We start from the raw sequence: 18,559 nt of genomic DNA, 5'->3' as shown, positions 1-18,559 counted from the left end.
TGTCGGTGACGGCGGGTGCGGGCGCCGGGGCCGGTCTCGTGGATCTCGCCGGGCTCGCCCGATCCACGGGACGGACGCCTATGGCTCGTCGCGGGGTACGGCCCGCACCGGCATCGACGTCACCCCGGCTACGAAGTTGGAGGCGAGATGGCGTACGTCACCGGCCGGCTCGACCCGTTCGATCCTCGTGAAGATCCGCTCGAAGAGCATGCGCAGCGAGATCCGGGCCAGCGCGCCGCCGACGCAGTAGTGGGGGCCGAAGCCGAAGGCGACGTGTCGATTGGGCCTGCGTTCGATGTCGAAGACGTCAGGGTCGGTGAAGACGTCCTCGTCGCGGTTGGCCGAGCCCAGCCAGGCGGCCACCGCTTGGCCCGCGCGGATGCGCTGTCCGCCGAGGTCGACGTCGCGGGTGGCGTAGCGCATGAAGTGGCTGGCCGGCGACGACCAGCGCAGCCCCTCCTCGACGCATCCGGCGAGCAGGGAGGGATCCGCGGCGGCTTTGGCGTAGGCGGTCGGGTGGTCCATCAGTGCCTGGACGAGGCCGGTGATGGTGTGCGGCGTGGTGACGTTGGCGCCGAGGATGAGGCTGTAGCAGTTGTAGACGATCGTCTCGTGGTCCAGAGGGCTGCCGTCCAGGCGGGTCGTCATCAGCTGCCCGATGAGGTCGTCCGTGGGGGTCGTGCCGCGGGCGGAGAGTTGGTGCGAGAAGTACTCGAAGAGTTCGTGGTGTGCCGAGACCAACGTGAGGGGGGCGGATCCCTCCTGGAAGTCCGCGTCCTCCGGTGCGACCGCCATCGTGGTGAGCTTCGCCAGTCGGGGCCAGTCCGCTTCGGGCAGGCCCATGAACGTCCCGATGAAGTCCATCGGGAAGTCCATCGCGGCAGCGGCGAGATCGGTTGGCTCGCCGGTCAGCAGGGGGGCGAGCAGTCGGTCGATCGGTTTGAGCAGCGCATCGCGCCGGGCTTCGACCGCCTTCATGGATAGCACCCGGTTGAGCGACTCCCGCAGAACGCCGTGGCGCGGCGGGTCGGTCGCCGCCATCATCCTGCCGCCCGCGGGGTCTCCCGTGTCCAGGGCGGTCAGCAGCGTGCCGCGCTCCGACGTGAAGTCCTCGTGGTCGCGCAGGACGCGACAGACGTCGGCGTACCGCACCACGGACCAGAACCGTCGGCCGTCGGCCAGTTCCTGCCGGTGTACGGGTGCCTGCTGCCGCAGCGCGCGCCACACCGCGTGAGGGCGTCCTTCGCTGTAGAGCCGTGCGTCCCACAGGTCGATCCGATCGAGGTCCACCGACGGGTGGGTTTCGCCGGGTGAGAGCCTCATCGGGACCGCTCCTCGATCAGCGCCGCCAGCCCCGCCACCGTGGGGCCGAGGTAGAAGTCGCGCGGAGTGATCGTCACTCCGTACTCGGCGGCGATGTCCGCGGTCATCCGCATGCCGAGCAGGGAGTAGCCGCCCAGGGCGATGAAGTCGTCCTCCACCCCGATCCGGTCGACTCCCAGGAGGTCGGACCACAGTCCGGTGAGCTGAGCTTCCAGCGGGGTGCGCGGCGCGAGGTAGTCGGTGAAGAGTTCGGGACGTTCCCGGGAGCCGAGCGCGACGAGGGCGGCACGGTCGACCTTGCCGTTGTCCGTCAGGGGCAGTTCGTCGACGACCCGGTAGGACGCGGGTCGCGCGTAGTCGGGAAGTGCCTCGGCCACGTCCTTGCGCAGCTTGAGCACGGACACCGTCCGGCCCCGGTGCGGTACCACGAAGGCGGTGAGCCGAGGCGTCCCGCTGCTGTCGGGCCGGGGCACCACGGCAGCCGCACGCACGGCCGGTTGGCCCGCCAGGACGGCCTCCACCTCGCCGGGCTCCACCCGAAATCCGTTGATCTTGACCTGCCGGTCGATGCGTCCCAAGAACTCGATCACGCCGTCCGCACCGACCCGCACCCGGTCACCGGTGCGGTACATCCGGCCGCCGGGCGTCGGGCTCCACGGATCGCACACGAACCGTTGCGCGGTCGGTCCGGGAGCGCCCGCGTATCCGCGGGCCAGCCCGGTCCCCGTCACGTACAGCTCGCCCTGCGCGGACGGTGTGAGCCGTTCGTCCAGGATCCGCACGTCACTGCCCGTGATCGGTCGTCCGATGGGCACCGGGCCGGACGCACCGGGGCTGATCTGATGGCAACAGCTGAAGGTCGTGTTCTCCGTCGGTCCGTAGCCGTTGACCAGCCGTAGGCCGGGCACCCGTGCCAGGGCGTCTGCGGCGTGCCGCGGGGGCACCACGTCTCCGCCGACGAACAACCGCCGTACCTGCACGAGCCGGTCAATGTGCAGGTCGACCATCTGTTGGAAGAGGCCGGAAGTCAGCCAGAGGGTGGTGATCCGCTGGTCGTGGATGAATCCGGCGAGTTCGGCCAGGGACGGGTCGCCTGCCGGGTGCACCACCAGTTCGGCCCCGCCCAGCAACGCCGGCCAGATCTCGAAGGTGGACGCGTCGAACGCCACGGGCGCGAACTGCAGATAGCGGTCATGGGGGTCGAGGGGAGCACAGGTGCGGTCGCGCGCCAGACGCAGCACCCCCTCGTGAGGGACCGCGACGCCGCGCGGCGTGCCGGTGGAGCCCGAGGTGAACGCGACGTAGGCGAGGTTTCCGCCCGCCATGCGCATCGCTCGGGAGGTGTCCGTCGCCGGGCCCGGCGGATCGCACTCGGTGAGCACCTCGGCGCGCTCGTCCAGGATCAGCCGCACGCCGGTGGAGCGCAGCGCGGTGGCGCGCCATGCCGCCGGCTGTCGGGGGTCGACCGGCACGTAGGCTGCGCCGGCCCGCAGGATGCCGACCAGGGTCACGACGAGGTCGGTGGAGCGTCGTGCGAGGACGCCAACCGTCGACTCCGCACCGATCCCGAGGTCCCACAGCCGCTTCGCGACCTCGTCGGCCCGCACGTCCAACTGCGCGTAGGTCACTGCGTGATCACCGCCGCGTACGGCGACCTTGTGCGGGGTGGCCTTGATCCGCCCGGCCAGAGCCTCGTGGATCGTGTTCATCTGGCCGCGTCCCGCTGAACGTCGTGGGACAGCTCGGCCATCAGCGCGAGGGGTGCCTGGAGGAAGGTGTGGTGCGAGCCGCGTAGGGTGAGGAAGCGGACGTCCTCGGAGTAGTGGCGCCAGCCGTCCATCAGCTCGGGCCGCACCTCCTGATCCTGGTCCCAGCCGATCACGGTGACGCCACAGGGCAGCTCCACGGGTTCGGGTATCCGGTACTGCTTGTGCGCGGCTATGTCGGCCTTCATGACCGACAGGCCCAGATCGAGCATCTCCGGCATCGGCTCTCCGCCCATCGACCGTGTCAGTTCGGCGAGTTCGGCGGTCAGCGCCTCGTCGTCCATGGTGAGGAAACGTCCGTAGGGCGGCTCGTGCGGTGCCAGCTGCGATGACACGAAGAGCCGCTGCGGCGCGGGCAGGCCGACCTCGGCGAGTCGACGGGCCACCGCGAAGCCGGCGAGGGCCGAGCTGCAGTGCCCGAAAAACGCGAAGGGCCTGTCCAGATGGGGCTCCAGTACGGGGACCAGTTGTTCGGCGAGGGCGTCAAAGGTGTCGTAGTGGGCCTCGGCGAGCCGGTTCTCCCGACCCGGCGGTTGGATCGGGCACACCTCCGCGGGGCCTGCCCAGTGCGGCCAACGCGCATACATGGAGGCCCCGACGCCGGAGTACGGGAAACAGAAGATTCGATGCGTCGCCGTCTCCTGAGGGCGACGGAGCAACCATGCTCCACGGAATCGGTCGGCTGTGATTGGTGACATGGCCCCCGTCAGACTTCGTCCAGCCGCCGGCCCGGGGTCGGCAACCCCGTACCGCAGCATCCCAGATCTTCCTCGATCTTCCTCGGCATGCATCGTGGCAAGTGCCGCTGCCGTTCCGGTTTCGTTTCCCTTTCGCGGGACCGCGGTAGTCGAAAGACCCATCCGCAAGGCGGTGAGCAGGACGAACTGGGCCGTCCGGCTCAGCACATGCGCACGGCTGAACTCGCGTCACGCCGAGCCGAGGCATTCGCGCCGGTCACCGCGCCCGCACCACCGTGGACGTTGACGATGCGGTCCTGGAGACTCCACAACTCCTCGGCCGCCTCCCGTTCGGTCACCGACGCGTCGCGCTCAGCGGCTTCTCTGGCGTACGCAGCCGCGAGGCCGTACATCCGAAACAGCGCGGAGTCCCCGTGGACGACGCTCAGGAGCCCACCGTCCACGAGGCGTTCCAGCGCATCGACGATGTCGGAGGGGGGTAGCGCGGTGACAGCACTCGCGGAGTGCGCCGAGAAGACGCTGACACCGGACATTCCGATCACTCGGTACAGTCGCTGGTCATCGTCGTTGAGACGACCATAGGCAGGGGCGAAGCAGCGGCGGACGCTGAGTGCGTCCCAGGTCAGCTCGGTCATGAGGCCAGGTCGCAGAGCCATCCGCGCAGCGAGATCGGCGAAGCGCAAGTGGGGCCTGGCCGCGAGCCTCGCCGCAGCGACCCGGAGCGCGAGCGGCAGGTAGTGGCACAGGCGGGCGACTTCCCGTGCCGCGGTGGGCTCACAGCCCACCCTCGCAGCGCCCACCACACGCTCGAAGAGCGTCAGGGCTTGACGCTGGTTCATCTCGGCCAGCTCCACGCGGGCCGTGACGGGCAAGGCGGTGAGCCGTGACCTGCTGGTGATCAGAACTGCGCTTTCCGCGTTTCCGGGCAGGAGATGGTGCAACTGGGCTTCGTCGGCCGCGTCGTCCAGCACGATGAGAACTCGCCGGTCCTTCAAGCTGTCCCGGAAGCAGGTGGCCATCGCTCCGACGTCCTGCTGCAACCACCAGGCGGGGCAGGCCGTCGTGCTGAGCATCCGAGCGAGCGCCACCCGGGGGTCCGCGGGCCTCTCGGTGCTGCCCCCCAGGTCGACGTAGATCTGCCCGTCCGGAAACAGGGAGCGAAGTCGATGCGCCACGTGGACGGCGACCGCCGTCTTCCCCACTCCTCCGTGCCCGGTGACCACGGCGAAGGTCGTGGTGGAAGGGTTGGGCGCCGTCATGGCGTCCAGCACGGCTGCCACGGCCCGGCGTGGTACGAAGTCCGCCGTGGCAGCCGGAAGTTGAAAGGGGAAACTCCACTCCCTGCGGGCGGGCGGCGCGACCTGCGCAGCACCGGCCGGCGGCGCAGCGGGGCGGTGATCTCCCGGGTCGTGCGCCAGGATGGAGCGATGCAGGTTCCTCAGGTCCGACGTGGGGTCCGCCCCGAGTTCGTCGGCCAGCCTTGACCGCAGGTCGGCATAGACGGCGAGGGCCTCCGCAGACCGGTTCGACCGGTGCAGGGCCGTCATGAGGTGTCCGTGCAACGTCTCACGCAGCGGATGTCTTTCGGCCAACGGCTTCAGCGTGCTGACCACCCAGGAGCACGCTCCCATCGCCAAACGCACCTCGGCCTGCTGCTCCAGGGCCGTCAGCCGCAGCTCCGTCAGCCTCTCGGCCTCGGCGGAAACGCAGTCCCCAGCCGTGACGTCGGTGAACGCCTCTCCTTCCCACAGGGCCAATGCACGGTCGAGCCTGTCGGCGGCCTTGTCGAGGAAGCCCTTCTCCCGTTCCCGTACGCCAGCTGCCAGAAGCATCTCGAATTGGTTGGCGTCCACCTCGGACGGCGCCAGCCGGTAGGCACCCGACTCGGTCAGCATCACTTCCCCCTCTCTCCCCGGACCGGCAAGAGAGCGGAACAGCGACCTCAAGCGCGAAACTCTGACGTGCACCGCGTTAATGCGTTTTACCGGTGCGTCAGCAGGCCACACCGATTCAACAAGATGGTCGACCGAGACCACATTTCCGACATGGGCCAGCAATTCAGCCAGGAATGCCCTGTCTTTGCGCCCTGGCAGCGTCGCAAATTCGCCTTGCTCGTTCGCAACCCTCAACGACCCCAGAACGTAGAATCTCATTCCATAATCGTCACACGGCGCGGCCCGCCCGCGAACTCATTACCAGCACAATCATGCCAACCGCTGCTCCGCGCCAAACGCAGTCAGCACGACGAGCGAGCGATAGACGCCTCCCGGAACACCAATTATCACGCGGAAATTACATCTGCCGCATCAGACCTGACCGAAGCACACAGGGAGTGGCGACGCGCCAAAGCACCCCGTTCAATACTCCTGTCCCCTGCTGCTTCGCTCGCCCCATCATTCCTCCAAGACATACCCACCTGCTCCCAGCCGGCAAACCCGCGACTCCCGGCAGTCGGAAGTCATTCCAACATGCCTCGATGTCACCGCAGTCGGGCGAATCAGACGCATTGCTGCTCCACCACAGCAGACAGCGCTTGCCATGACGGTGCGCCATCGGACCGCCCTACCGGTCGCCGAACTCAGCAGCCGCCCGCTCAATACGCTCGACGGGATGCCCGCCGCGGTAAGCGGTTCCCTCTCGGATGGATTCGCGGTCATTCCTGTGGGCGTGGGTCCACCGCGCTCACGCCGTGCTCGGCGACTTCGGTCCAGAAGGCGACGGCCAACTCCTCGAACCGCAGGCCGAAGGCGAGGGAGGCGGCCTGCGGCGTCTCGAAGCGCAGGCCCTCGTCGCGGACGTCGGTGGTGTGTTCGGCGGGGCCGGTGAGCCACCGGGCGAGCGTGTCCCGGCCGGCCTGGGCCAGCGACAGCGTGCGCCGCCTGCGACCGGCCCCCTCTCCCGGTCCTCGGTGACCAGCCCGTGGCGCACGAGGCGCGCAGCCTCCGCGTAGATCTGGCCCGCGGGGGAGGCGCCGCCCGAGCCCCGAGCTCCATCTGCGGAAACTCGCGACCATGGACCTCCTGGGCCAGCTCTTCCACACCACCGCCATGACCATCAGCCGCACAGCGAAGGACGTCCACCCGCTCCTGGAAGGCCACGGCGCTCACATCCCCGCCTCGACCGCCCGTTTCCGCACACCAGCTGACATCGTGAGATTCCCCGACCCCGACAAAGCCAAGATCACATCGACGTGTCAATTCCCGGCGAGCCCTTGGTACTTCTCACGGGATGGCTCCTTGGGGTCGGCTCCTCGTTGTGGGGTGGTGTCAGGCAGCATGGGGCGATGGACTTCGATCAACCTCTGCCGCGCGAGCTGAAGGCCGTTGGTTCGGCCTCGCTGTTCAGGCTGGAGGAGCGAGCGTGGGACCTCGGTCTGAGCCGGCGCTTGGAGCCAGCGTGGGTGCGAGCGAATGCGGCGCCTGATGGCATCCACCACTTGTGGCCGGCCCTCTGGCACAGCCTGTCCCACCGCCCGGAGGTTCCACGTCAGCTGCGGTGCGAGCTGTTGATCACCCTGCGTTCGGGAGACCGCGTGGTGGGCTGGCTGGATGTGCTTCCCGACGACTTCGCGCCGCTGCCCAGGGTGACCGCACGCGAAGAGGGGATGAAGGTCAGGCAGCTCCTTGACCGTGTTCCTTCGGTCAGGGAATGGCTACTGCTGGAGGGCGGGGGCCCGGGCCAGCTGTGACAGGCGCCGCCAGCAGATGAGTGCACATCCCAAGGTGAGGAAGGCCTGGTGGATGTCGTCGCGGATCTCCCAACGGATCCGCAGGCCGCGGAACCAGTGCAGGTGTGCGAAGGCGCGCTCGACAACACAACGTTGAGCGCCGAGTCCGGATTCGTGTTCGGTGCCGCGTCGCGCGCTCAGTGGTGCCCGGTTCACCGCCGCCGCCCTCACCCCCCTTCCTCCTCCCCTGCTCCGTCTGGCCGCCGCCTCCATGACCGGATCTGGGGGCGCCGTTCGTGCCGCCCGCCTCGACTGCGGCGCCCCGTCAGGGAAGTCCGGCAGGGGCTTTTGCCGCTATGGGAGCTTTTTTCGGGCATGGAGCCTGTGGTGGATCGGGTCTTGGTCTACGCCAGGCCGCACCGTCCCCCGTATCCTCAACCGTAGCCAGCGGCACACCCCCACACCCAGTTGCGTGCTGGCGCACGGGCACCCCCCAGCAGCACCATGCCCTGGCAGCCGGGTGACCTCCCCACTCGCCGCCTCTAGGAGGCTTACGGTGAAAGTTCACACCAGAAGCTCGGCGATCATCGGCACCATCTGTCTCATCGCGTCCCTCGCTCTGACCACGGCGTCCGCCGACGAGCCCGACACTGAGCGTCAACAGGCGAAGGTCATGCTCACTCAAGTGGCCACAGCCAAGAATCCCATCGCCGGTGCCGCCGGTCCCGGCGGCACCGTCTGGATAGCCGAACGCGCGGGCACCGTGCGAGTCCTGGGTGAGAGGGGGCTCGGCAGTCCGGTCCTCGACATATCCCGCGAGACCACGGTCGACGGCGAACGCGGCCTGCTGGGCATCGCGTTCGACAAGGACTTCAAGCACTTCTACATCTCGTTCACCAACCTCGAAGGCACCAGCACCATCGACGAGTTCGCCGTGAAGCGCGGCAAGATCCAGCCAGAGACCCGGCGCACCGTCCTCACCCAGACGCAGCCGTACTCGAACCACAACGGCGGTGATATCAGGTTCGGCCCCGACGGATACCTCTACATCGCCTTCGGTGACGGCGGCGCGGGGGGCGACCCGCACGGCTACGGTCAGAATCTCGACACGCTGCTCGGCAAGATGCTGCGGATCGACCCGACCGGCGGCAAGCCGTACGCGATCCCGCCGGACAACCCGTTCGTCAACGACCCGAACGCAAAGGACGAGATCTGGGCCTACGGGCTGCGCAACCCGTGGCGGTTCTCCTTCGACGCACGCACGGGCGACATGCTGATTGGCGATGTCGGCCAGAACGACTGGGAGGAGATCGACTGGGCGTCCGGGCGGAGCAAGGGCGGTGAGAACTACGGCTGGTCCCAGATGGAGGGCACCCATCCCTTCCGAGGGCGGCCCGAGCCCGCCAACCATGTGCCGCCGGTCTACGAGTACGACCGCAACGGGCTGGGCTGCTCGGTCACCGGCGGATACGTCTACCGGGGGGATGAGATCCCGGGCCTCAAGGGGCAGTACCTCTTCAGCGACTACTGCGACGGAACCGTCCGCGCTCTGCAGATGCGCAACGGCAAGGTGACCGGCCAGAGCGACCTCGGAGTCAACGGCGGCGAAGTCATCTCGTTCGTCCAGGACGGCGACGGCGAGTTGTACGTGCTCGCCATCGGCGGCAGCGTGTCCCGCATCGATCCGGCGTAGGGCTGCCGGCCGTCCTTGGGATCTCGGTCGGACGGCCACCGTCCAACCGAGGTCTCATTGCTCCAGGAGATGAACAGCACGGGGCACCGCACCGACGTGGACGCTCCAGGGCCCGAGTGGCTGCTGGAGGGCTTCGCGTCCCGGGTCGAGAACAACACCTGTGCGGCTCTCGCCTCGGGGGACGGGCTGGTCGCGTCCTGCACCGAATCGCTGAGCCAAACATCGCCTGACCTGGTACTTCCCGGTCAGGCACCTTCCTCGGAGACCACCATCCACGACCCCCGTGCCAGCGACCGCGAACTCCGCTCCACAGCCCAGTAACGCCACCCGCTTTTGACCCACTCAGCTCAGGTGTTCACGCACTCGTCAACCACAGCCGGCACGAGCCAGGCAAGGGCCCGTCCGTCGGAAGCGATTTGTGTCCCGGACGTCAACTATGCCTCTACCGTGGGGACATGACTCAGCATGACCATCGGGACAGGCCGTGGCGCGTGCGGATCGACGACGAGCGGGGCGTCCCGTTGGGGGCTGGTGTGCAGCTCGACGAGCGCACCGTCCTGACGTGCGCTCACGTGGTCGAGCAGGCCGGTGGTCACCCCGGCGGACCATCGGGGTGCGTCCGGGTGAGGAGCACGGTGTGCAGTCCCGAGTGGACCCGCACCTCGCGCGTGGCCTCCGGCACCTGGGTGTTCCGTAACGGGACCCGACGCGGGGACGTGGCCCTGCTTGAGCTCGACGAGCCGACAGGCTGTGGTGTCCGCACCGAGCTGTGGAAGGTGCCCATATCCGGTGGCAGGGTGCGCGTCTACGGGTTCCCAAGCGTCGAGCCGTACGGGGTCGGAGTCGATGCCGAACTGGCCGGATCCGGGGGCCGTGAAGGCGAGTGGGGGATGCTCAAGCGGGTGGGGGAAGGCGATCCGTGGATCGAGCCGGGCTATTCGGGTGCCGGCGTGATGGCCCTCGACGGGGAGTTCGAGGGGCGTGTGATCGGCATCGTGGTCGCCGACTTCGTCCACGAGGACGTCAAGGCCGCCTGGATACTCCCGACCGAGACGATCCTGTCGTACCTGCCACGGCTCGACGCGCTTTCTGGCGGTGACGGCATCGACGACTTCGGCTCCGGCGACGTGCTCGGCGTGGATCTGGACGATCCGCTACAGCTCGCGCTGACGCGGGAGTTGACCCGGCTGTTCGACGCAGATCGCGTGGGCACCGTCCTCGTCGGCACCGGCAGCGCGACCGGCGCGGGGTCCTCGTGGCTGGTGCGCCTTGCACGCACGTCGGGCCCGCCCGGCCAAGCCGGTGCGCACCAGGACGGACGCGCCGGCGCGCCCAGCGGCACGGTCCTCAGCTTCGGTGTCGTGGACGCCGCGTTCGACGCACGCGGCAGATCCACCGACGACGTGTGCGCTCATCTCGCGGGGCGGTTCGGCTTCGGCACGCGCACAGGCGTGGCCGAGCTGGTGGACAGGCTGCTGCGCCGCCGGCCGCCCCCGTGCATCATGATGGACGGCGTCGACCGGGCCGCCGATCCAGCCGGGCTCGTCGCGGACCTCCTCGCGCCACTGGCCTTGCGGGCCCGCTCGCGCGGGCTGCGGCTCGTCCTCGGCTTCGAGGGAGCGCCGCCCGCCGATCTCGCGTACGACGTGCATCTCGACCCGACGCCCCTGTCCGCCGGCACCGTGGTGCGGTCGGTCACCGAGCCGAAGGCCCGGGCGGCGGTCGACGAGTTGGTCGCAGTGGAGGACGAGGCGCTGGCATTGCAGCGGAGCGTGGGGACGGCGTACCTGGCGCCGCCGCGCCTGCCGGCGAGCCGCGCGCCCCGGCTGAACGTCCGACTCGCCGTCGCCCGGACCACGCACCCGAACGCCGAGATCGCCGCCGTCGAGGCACACGCGGTGGCCGCCCGTGCCGCCGTCACCCGATACGTCGACGCCCTGCGGGAGATGGACGCCGAGCGCGAGGATCTCGCCGTCGCCCTGGAACTGCACCGCGTGCGCGCCGCACGGTTGATCGGGGCTGAGGACCTGCGCCTCGGTGAGCTGTACGTGCCAGCGGCCCGCGCGCTGCAGCACGTGCCCGTCGACCTCGCAGCAGCCAGACGGCGCGTCCCGCGCTTCATCACGGCGGTCAACCAGCGGATCGAAGAAGACCGACGCGGTGAAGGAGGTTGAGCCGATGGCGATGTGCAACCGCCCCGAATGCGGCCTCGGCACCATCGACGAACAGGGCTTCTGCACCGTATGTGACAGGGAGCCGCTGTCACACACGGGGCAGGGCCACGGACCGGCCCCGGCCAAACCGGCCACCGGCGTGGCGCAGGTGCGCCCGGACCCCTGGTACGGCCTCGCCCTGGTCGACGACCTCCCCGTCCCGGAGGCCACGGACGCCGAGACCCGGGCGCCCCGGGCGGACAGCGGCCCGCTCGCCGAGGAGCACCGCTTCTGCGCCAACCCTGGCTGCGGGCGTCCGGTCGGACGTGGCCATGACGGCCGCGTCGGTCGGACGGCGGGGTTCTGCTCGCACTGCGGCACCCACTTCGACTTCGCCCACGTCGAGGGCCTCGTCATCGCCGGGCGCTACGAGGTCCGACGCCTGCTCGGCCAGGGCTCGTACGGAGCGGCCTACCTCGCCCACCACCGCACCCTCGACACCGACGTCGTCCTCAAGGAACTGCGCACCTCACTCGCGCGGTCCGACAAGGAACGCGACGTCCTCGTCGGGCTCCGGCACGACGCCATCGTCCGCATCCTCGGATACGAAGAGGAGCACGGCCGCACCTATCTGGTGCTTGAGTACGTCCCCGGCACCGCGCTGGCGGCGCGGCGCGGCGATCAACTGCAGACCCTCCTCGCGCACGGTCTGCGCCTGCTGCAGGCGCTGGACTACCTGCACGCCCGCGGACTGCTGCACTGTGACGTCAAGCCCTTGAACATCATCCGTTTCCACGAGGCGGGGCCGTCGGGCCCGCTCGACCGGGTCCGCCTCATCGACTTCGGCGCGGTGCGGTCCGTCACGGACCGGGAGCCGATGGCCGAGTACACCGAGAGGTACGCGCCGCTGCCGGGCGACGCCGAGTACGAGGACGGTCCCACACCCGGCTTCGACCTGTACGGGCTCGGCATGACCCTGAAGGAGGCGTGCCGCGACCACACGGCGGACCCGTCCGCACCAGGCGTCCGGTCGCTCGCGCTGCTCCTGGAACGCGCCACCCACGTCGACGGGCCGACCAGGCGGTTCAGCTCGGCACGGCAGTTCGGCGAGCAGCTCAGCGGAGTGATCCGGCAGGTCGTGGCGGCACCATCGGCCGGCCGCCGGGTGACCCGCCCCTCGGCGCTGTTCGGACCGCTTCACGAGTCCCTCCACGGCGGCGTCGGCACGGCCCGGCCGCTCGACCACTGGATCGGTGCGACGGTAGAACAGGCGGGAGAAGCGAGCGGTACGGCGGACGCGGCCGACGTCGGCCTGCGGCTGACGCTGCCGTCGTCCGTCTCCGCTCCCTGCCCGCACACGATCGCGGCAGCGCTGCCGATGCCTCTGGGCGACGCCGACGACCCCACGGTGTCCGCCGGCGTGCTGGGGCACCTGGCCGAATGCCGACGCTTGTTGCGTACGGCGGACACCGCCACCGCGGTGCAGGTCCTCCGGGGCGTGCCGCTTCCCGACGGGCACTGGCTCGGTGACTGGTACGGGGGCCTGATCGCGCTCATGCAGCAGCAGCCGGACGTGGCGGACGCGACGGCGCACTTCACCAAGGTACGCGGCGCTCTTCCCGGAGAGCTGATCCCGCAACTCGCGCTGGGCCTGTGCGCGGAACAGGTCGGTGACCACGCGGTGGCCGAGTCGCACTACGCCACCGTCTTCGCCACCACCCCGGCCCTGGGGGCGGCCGGCTTCGGCCTGGCCCGCGTCACCTACCGCACCGGCGGCGCCGAGCGGGCCGTGCGGATCGTCAACGAACTGTCGCAGGAGATCCGCTTCGAACGCGAGGCCCGCATCGCGGCCTTCCGTCTCTCGACAGCACGGCTCGGTCCGACAGCCGATGCCAACGACCTGGCCGGGGCCCGCTCGTCACTGGAGGCGCTCAACGTCGGCGACGCCGAACGCTCCGCACTTCATGCCGAGTTGGCCTACGTGGAGTTCCTGCGCCACGGCGACCGGCTCACGCTCTCGGAAGCGATCCGCGCCCTCGCACGACACTCCCCCACCGAGCGGGAGTTCGTCGCCCTCGTCGATCTCGCCAACCGACTGCGGCCCGAACCACGATGGCCCTGGCCCCGGCGACGGAAACCACGGCAAGAGCGGACACATCAGGCGGCGAACACGGCGCGACAGGGCCGTTCCGGAACGTGAGCGGAGGCGCTACGCTCCCGCTAGCCCGCACCGGGCACACAGCGGTCACGTGCGACAAGGGGGTCGTGAGGACCGATGGGGGAATCATCGCTGACCGCACTCGACTTCACGGTGGAGGTCGACGCTCCGCCGGACCTGGCGTTCGACGCCACACGGGTCGATGCCCTCGTCACCGTACGCGCCCGGGCAGTCGAGGACCACGGCGCGCGGGACCCGGTGCCCAGCGCCGAGGTCCTCATCATGGACCGCTCGTTGTCCATGGCCGGACTCGGCAAACTCGACGAGGCCAAGCGCGCGATCTGCGCCGCCGTCGACACCCTACGCGAGGGCACCCTCCTCGGCATCGTCGCGGGCCACCACGCAGCCTCGATGGTCTACCCGCCGGACGGGGGCCTCGTACGCGTCGACGGCGCACACAAACAGAAAGCGAAGGCCCACGTAGCAGCGCAATTCGCCGACGGTGGAACGGCGATCAGCAGATGGCTGGAGTGCGCTCGTCGGCTCTTCGACACCTCGACCGCCCCCGGCACCGTACGCCACGCCGTCCTCTACACCGACGGCAAGGACGAGCACGAGAGCCCCGAGGAGCTCGACGCCGCCCTGGCGGCCTGCACCGACCAGTTCACCTGCGACGTGCGCGGGCTCGGCGACGACTGGAACTATCGCGAACTCCACCGCATCGGCCAGGCGTTACACGGGACCGCCGAGGCCGTCGTGGACATCGCCGACCTCACCCGTGACTTCGTACGCCTCATGGAACAGGCCCAGCGCGTCGTCGTACCCCGCCTCTACCTGGGGCTACGGCTCAACGAACGCCTCGACCTCGGGTTCGTCCAGCAGACCCACCCCGTACAGGCCGACCTGACGAGCCAACGGCACCACCAGGGCGGCGAGATCCACATCCCTCTCGGTGCCTGGTCCCCAGGCGCCCGCCAGTATCAGATCTCCCTGCGCTTCGCGGCCGGGACCCTGCCCGTCGACGAGAAGCTGCGAGCAGCCCGCATCACGCTCCACACCGAACCACACGACGGTCAGGGGCGCCTGCCCTGCACAACGGCACAGGCCCTCGTCGTACGGCGGCGGTCCAACCCGGCCTTCGAGCACCCCGTGCCCACGTACCGCACCCGGGTCCAGACGGAACAGGAACTCGGCATGGCGATGCGGGCCTGCGCCGACGCACACGAGCAGAAGGACAGCGAGCGTGCCGACCGGGAACTGCGCCTGGCGTTGGGGCTCGCCGAAGAACTGGGCGACGAGCGTCGGTTGCACCTGCTCAAGGCAGTGGCAGACACGGCCGCCGACGGCCGGGCGATCGTACGGCGCGGCGTGACGCGAGGACAGATGCAACGACTCGGGCTCGATTCAACGCGCACCGGCCCCCCACCCACGGACGCGATCGACCAGGACGCCGCCCAGCCCTCAAGGGCCTCGCGAAGCCACTGCCCGCACTGCAGCGCGGCCCTCGTCTCCCGCAACGCCCAGTACTGCGAACACTGCGGTCGCCACGTTGACGACCAGGGCGCGGGGACCACCAGATGAACGTCACGGAGGGACGGACGGCGGCACTCGCCCTACGGAAGTGCCTGGTCGGGACGTGGCGACGCCTCAACGGCGTACATCCGACCCGGGTACTGCGTTGGCTACGCGGCGGCATGTTGACCATGGTGTGCGCCACCGCCGTGGTCTACCTCCTGGTGGCCATCGACGGCGGGCAGGAAATCACCTCCGCTCAACGCGCAGCCACGGCCGTCAACGACATCGACGAAGCCATCGCTGCTGCCGAGGAGGCGGGTGAGGCCCTCAAAGAGGCCAACACTCATCAGCTCGAACTGATCGGCGCAGGCACCACGTTCGCGAACGCCACCGCGCGCATCAACACCCTCGTCACGGCTGCCGCCCCGGGCAACGCGGCCGGGGCGGCCGGCAGGATACAGATCCAGTTCGTCCAGGGGCAGTTGACCACCTCCCTGGAACTGACTGCCACGGCGATCCGGGACTACCCGCGCAGCGGCAAGTCGGGCGTGGACGCCGCGGGCGGCGCGTTGACCGCCTCCCGTCTACGTGATCCGGAAACGGGCCGGGAGGTCCCCGGCACCGGCGGCCTGGTCGCCTCCCTCGAAGACCTGAAGGAGATGCAGAGCGGCGGACTGTCGCGGCATCGGGACGACGGCTGGCTCGACCCCGTCCAACTCTGGGGGTTCGTCAACGCCCCGCCGCTCGTGATGCTGGCGCTGGTCCTCGCCACCACCCGGGTCCTGGCACGCCACTTCCACCGCCACGTCAGCCCGCGACTCCTTTGGGCCTTCCTCCTCACCGCGGGCGTCGCCGTCGCCTCGGCCGCTCTCACCGCGTGGGACGAGGACCGCCTCACCGCCCACCCGACTGCCGGGCATCCGGTGACCGTGACCCTCGCGCTCCTGGTGCTCGTGGTGGCCGGTGTCCTGAACCATCTGGCGTACCGTTCCCGCCTCGCCGAGTACAGGTTTCCGCGCCCATGACGACGCCCGCGGCGACACCGGTGACGACGACGCCGTACCGCGTCGGCTCCAGGCTGCGTTGTGTTCTGGTGGCCCTCGGTCTGTTGCTGGCCACGGCCGGCTGCGCGGGCTCGGATTCACCCGAGAGGGTGTCCATCATGGTCCCTTGGACGCAACCGGCCGAGTTTCAGGCGTTCTACTCGCTGGTCAAGGACTTCGAGCGCGACACGGACATCCAGGTGGACGTCCAGGTCACCCGGGCGCTCACCCAGCAACTCGACGCCTCGGTCAAGGGGGGTTCCCCGCCGGATCTCGCCGTGCTGCCCAGTGTGAGCGCCATCGTCCGGTACGCGGGCGACAAGTACGGTCTCCAGCCGCTCGACACGGCAACCGTCGACATCGGCGCCTATCTCCAGCCCTTCGGCGGCCTCTCCCAGGTGAAGGGCACAACGTACGCGGTGCCGGTCAAGGTCGACGTCAAGAGCCTCGTTTGGTACGACTCCAAAACGACCGAGAAGCCCCCCACCGATTCGACCGACGCGCTCGCGGGCTTCACGAGCCGATCCGGCCTCACGTGGTGCCTCGGCCTGGCATCCGGCCCGACCTCCGGCTGGCCGGGGGCCGACTGGATCGCCGACTTCATGCTCTCCGACGCGGGCGCCGAAGCCTATGCCCGATGGGTGTCCGGCTCACTTGCGTGGACGTCCCCGGAGGTCGAGCGGGCCTGGTCGCGCTGGCGCGAACTGCTGGGCGAGCGAGCCCTCAAAGGCGCTGACGGCAGGAGCTTCTCCTACGCGGCCCAGGCGATGACCACGCCCTCGCCCGTCTGCCAACTGGCTCACGGTGCGCGGGCGGCCCTGGCCGCAGACAGCGAGAAGCCCACCCGGCTCGACTTCGCTGAGCCCTCCACCAGCCGTCCCGTCCAGGTGTCGGGCGACTTCGTCGGCATGTTCACGGACGACAATCCGAGCGCACGCCGCTTCGTCGCGCATCTGGCAGGGGTCCGGGGACAGCAGTCGTGGATCGACGCACAAGGCACGTCCGCCTTCTCCGCCCACACCGAAGTCACCGGATACGCCAACACGGTCCAGCAGCGCATCGCCACGATACTGAACCCACGTTCGGGCTACCGCCTGTGCTTCAGCGCAGCCGACGTGATGCCCCCAGACGTCGCCGCCGCCTTCTACCGGGCCGTCCTCGACTACGCCGATGCCGCCAACAGCCTGAGTGAGCAGCTCACCAAGCTCAAGGAGATGCCGCTCGGGCCGCGGAACCTGCTCGTTCCCGAGAACGCCGTCTGCTCCACCCCGACCTGATCCACGATTCCGCAGCAGCGGAACCTGCGCCACCCGCCGTCGACTTCGACTGAGGAGCCCCGTGTCCGACGCAGTCCAGTTCGCCCTCTCCGACGGCACCACCGTCCTCGTCTCCGCGCCGGCACGGACCGGCACGGGAGCCGTCGGTCTGGGCCAACGCCTCGCGGGAGCACAGCGGACGCTGCGCGAATCCCTCGCACCGATCACCTCCGCCGCCGCCGAGGTGATCGCCGAGTTCCGCTCCCAAGCGCAGCGCCCGGAGGAGGTCGAAGTGGCCTTCGGCATCACGCTCGACGCGCAACTGGGCGCCGTCATCACCAGCGCGAAGTCCAGCGTTCACCTCGAAGTCCGCCTCCGCTGGAGCGGATCTCAACCCGGCGCGCCCGCCGCTTCCGATGACACCGGCACAGCCTGAGCCGCCGACGCGGGGCCGGCTGCGGCGGCCTGCCGTACCCGGCACTGGTCTCACTCGGGGCCTGCTCCCACGCTCACGGCAACGGTGTCCGGGAGGGACCGGGCGCGGTTGTCCGGAGCCGTCATGAGACGGGCGGGAGGGCGGTGGCCAAGGCGTCCTCCAAGGTGTGGACGACGGGGACGCCCTCGGCGCGGAGGGTGTCGGGGGCGTGCAGCCCGCTGGCGTAGAGGACACAACGGACACCGACCGCCTTCGCCGCGCGTGCGTCGTCCACGCTGTCGCCGATGAGCACCGCACTGCCGGGAGGGCGGTCGAGGGCACGTAGATGGGCCGTCAGATGGTCCCGCTTGTATCCCGCGTCCGCGCCCTGCTGTCCGTCCACCCGCGCCAGGTGCGGGCGCAGCGCGAAGCGATCGATCAGGGCACTGAGTGCATCGTGCGGATGCATCGACAGCACGGATTGGGTCCGGCCGGCCTGCTCCACCGCGTGCAGCGCGGCCAGGGCGTCGGGGGCGAGGCCGATGCCCGATCTGCGGCGCACATAGGCGTCCTGGAAGGCGGCGTGCAGTTGGCTGCGCAGCGCGGGCGGAACGGTGCGGCCGAGCAGCCGGTCGTAGAACGTGTCGATCGGCTGGGTGTGCAGTTCCCGGTAGCGGTCGGGGGTCAACGGCGGCAGGCCGAGGAAGGCGAAGGCATCGATGGTGGAGGCGATCAGCGCGTCCGCGTCGTCGAAGAGGGTGCCGTTCCAGTCCCATACACAGGGTAGGCCGCCTGGCGAGGTTCCTGCCGTGTGCAGGTCCTTTTCCTTGCGGCCCCCCTCCGAACCACGCGGGCTAGTTTCCCAGCACGTA

15 protein-coding genes and 1 pseudogene are annotated in these 18,559 nt (G+C 69.6%); 9 read left to right on the top strand and 7 right to left on the bottom strand.

Features of this window, described 5'->3' with window-relative positions:
• Positions 1–78: 78 nt before the first annotated feature.
• From AB0E05_RS32295 to AB0E05_RS32275, 5 genes are all read right to left on the bottom strand, one after another.
• Positions 79–1,323: a cytochrome P450 gene (locus tag AB0E05_RS32295; protein ID WP_361970406.1), complete on the bottom strand. Its 1,245-nt coding sequence runs from the start codon at positions 1,321–1,323 to the stop codon at positions 79–81.
• Complete coding sequence (locus AB0E05_RS32290; protein ID WP_361970404.1) at positions 1,320–3,032, bottom strand: non-ribosomal peptide synthetase; 1,713 nt, start codon at positions 3,030–3,032, stop codon at positions 1,320–1,322. Before AB0E05_RS32290 ends, AB0E05_RS32295 begins: the two co-directional genes overlap by 4 nt.
• Positions 3,029–3,787 (bottom strand): thioesterase domain-containing protein, encoded by a 759-nt coding sequence (locus AB0E05_RS32285; RefSeq protein ID WP_361970402.1) that lies wholly within the window; start codon positions 3,785–3,787, stop codon positions 3,029–3,031. Before AB0E05_RS32285 ends, AB0E05_RS32290 begins: the two co-directional genes overlap by 4 nt.
• Before the next feature lie 200 nt (positions 3,788–3,987).
• A complete protein-coding gene (locus tag AB0E05_RS32280; RefSeq protein ID WP_361970400.1) occupies positions 3,988–5,940 on the bottom strand; it encodes a BTAD domain-containing putative transcriptional regulator in 1,953 nt (650 codons plus the stop codon).
• Between the two features lie 500 nt (positions 5,941–6,440).
• A complete protein-coding gene (locus tag AB0E05_RS32275; RefSeq protein ID WP_361970398.1) occupies positions 6,441–6,800 on the bottom strand; it encodes a hypothetical protein in 360 nt (119 codons plus the stop codon).
• 270 nt (positions 6,801–7,070) lie between these two features.
• Between AB0E05_RS32275 and AB0E05_RS32270 the strand changes: the two genes are divergently transcribed.
• The gene (locus AB0E05_RS32270) at positions 7,071–7,475 is read left to right on the top strand and encodes a hypothetical protein (protein WP_361970396.1); all 405 of its coding nucleotides are present in this window, start codon (positions 7,071–7,073) and stop codon (positions 7,473–7,475) included.
• Here the strand turns inward: AB0E05_RS32270 and AB0E05_RS32265 are convergent.
• Positions 7,440–7,658: pseudogene (locus AB0E05_RS32265) on the bottom strand (hypothetical protein); the annotation flags it as partial. The gene AB0E05_RS32270 and the pseudogene AB0E05_RS32265 sit on opposite strands and share 36 nt — an antisense overlap.
• A 352-nt stretch (positions 7,659–8,010) precedes the next feature.
• Here AB0E05_RS32265 and AB0E05_RS32260 point away from each other — a divergent pair.
• The 8 genes from AB0E05_RS32260 (at position 8,011) to AB0E05_RS32225 (ending at position 17,708) form a co-directional block, all read left to right on the top strand.
• A complete protein-coding gene (locus tag AB0E05_RS32260; protein ID WP_361970394.1) occupies positions 8,011–9,147 on the top strand; it encodes a PQQ-dependent sugar dehydrogenase in 1,137 nt (378 codons plus the stop codon).
• Positions 9,148–9,216: 69 nt separating this feature from the next.
• A complete protein-coding gene (locus tag AB0E05_RS32255; RefSeq protein ID WP_361970392.1) occupies positions 9,217–9,468 on the top strand; it encodes a hypothetical protein in 252 nt (83 codons plus the stop codon).
• Between the two features lie 134 nt (positions 9,469–9,602).
• Positions 9,603–11,321, top strand: a complete 1,719-nt coding sequence (locus AB0E05_RS32250; protein WP_361970390.1) for a trypsin-like peptidase domain-containing protein — start codon at positions 9,603–9,605, stop codon at positions 11,319–11,321.
• Positions 11,322–11,325: 4 nt separating this feature from the next.
• A complete protein-coding gene (locus AB0E05_RS32245) occupies positions 11,326–13,500 on the top strand; it encodes a tetratricopeptide repeat protein (RefSeq protein WP_361970388.1) in 2,175 nt (724 codons plus the stop codon).
• A gap of 75 nt (positions 13,501–13,575) precedes the next feature.
• On the top strand, positions 13,576–15,039 hold the full coding sequence (locus AB0E05_RS32240; RefSeq protein ID WP_361970386.1) for a vWA domain-containing protein: 1,464 nt from the start codon (positions 13,576–13,578) through the stop codon (positions 15,037–15,039).
• Entirely contained in the window at positions 15,036–15,998 is a 963-nt protein-coding gene (locus AB0E05_RS32235) for a hypothetical protein (RefSeq protein WP_361970384.1), read from the top strand. The genes AB0E05_RS32240 and AB0E05_RS32235 overlap by 4 nt, the downstream gene beginning before the upstream one ends.
• Entirely contained in the window at positions 15,995–17,293 is a 1,299-nt protein-coding gene (locus AB0E05_RS32230; RefSeq protein WP_361970382.1) for an ABC transporter substrate-binding protein, read from the top strand. The genes AB0E05_RS32235 and AB0E05_RS32230 overlap by 4 nt, the downstream gene beginning before the upstream one ends.
• Positions 17,294–17,354: 61 nt before the next feature.
• Positions 17,355–17,708 carry a CU044_2847 family protein gene (locus AB0E05_RS32225; protein ID WP_361970380.1) on the top strand — a complete coding sequence of 118 codons (354 nt, stop codon included), beginning with the start codon at positions 17,355–17,357 and terminating at the stop codon, positions 17,706–17,708.
• A 121-nt stretch (positions 17,709–17,829) separates the two neighbouring features.
• Here AB0E05_RS32225 and AB0E05_RS32220 read toward each other — a convergent pair.
• Positions 17,830–18,559: HAD family hydrolase (locus AB0E05_RS32220; protein ID WP_361970378.1), on the bottom strand; the 730-nt coding region annotated here is incomplete at its 5' end.

Origin of the sequence: Streptomyces sp. NPDC048057, from assembly GCF_040653095.1 — a bacterium.
GTDB lineage: Bacteria > Actinomycetota > Actinomycetes > Streptomycetales > Streptomycetaceae > Streptomyces.
Note: the sequence above shows the minus strand (reverse complement) of the source record. Positions and strands in the feature narration are given on the sequence as shown.

Coding starts and splice junctions, on each gene's coding strand:
- AB0E05_RS32295 (WP_361970406.1), bottom strand. CDS start 1,323: ATGAGGCTCTCACCCGGCGAAACCCACCCGTCGGTGGACCTCGATCGG.
- AB0E05_RS32290 (WP_361970404.1), bottom strand. CDS start 3,032: ATGAACACGATCCACGAGGCTCTGGCCGGGCGGATCAAGGCCACCCCG.
- AB0E05_RS32285 (WP_361970402.1), bottom strand. CDS start 3,787: ATGTCACCAATCACAGCCGACCGATTCCGTGGAGCATGGTTGCTCCGT.
- AB0E05_RS32280 (WP_361970400.1), bottom strand. CDS start 5,940: ATGAGATTCTACGTTCTGGGGTCGTTGAGGGTTGCGAACGAGCAAGGC.
- AB0E05_RS32275 (WP_361970398.1), bottom strand. CDS start 6,800: ATGGTCGCGAGTTTCCGCAGATGGAGCTCGGGGCTCGGGCGGCGCCTC.
- AB0E05_RS32270 (WP_361970396.1), top strand. CDS start 7,071: ATGGACTTCGATCAACCTCTGCCGCGCGAGCTGAAGGCCGTTGGTTCG.
- AB0E05_RS32255 (WP_361970392.1), top strand. CDS start 9,217: ATGAACAGCACGGGGCACCGCACCGACGTGGACGCTCCAGGGCCCGAG.
- AB0E05_RS32250 (WP_361970390.1), top strand. CDS start 9,603: ATGACTCAGCATGACCATCGGGACAGGCCGTGGCGCGTGCGGATCGAC.
- AB0E05_RS32245 (WP_361970388.1), top strand. CDS start 11,326: ATGGCGATGTGCAACCGCCCCGAATGCGGCCTCGGCACCATCGACGAA.
- AB0E05_RS32240 (WP_361970386.1), top strand. CDS start 13,576: ATGGGGGAATCATCGCTGACCGCACTCGACTTCACGGTGGAGGTCGAC.
- AB0E05_RS32235 (WP_361970384.1), top strand. CDS start 15,036: ATGAACGTCACGGAGGGACGGACGGCGGCACTCGCCCTACGGAAGTGC.
- AB0E05_RS32230 (WP_361970382.1), top strand. CDS start 15,995: ATGACGACGCCCGCGGCGACACCGGTGACGACGACGCCGTACCGCGTC.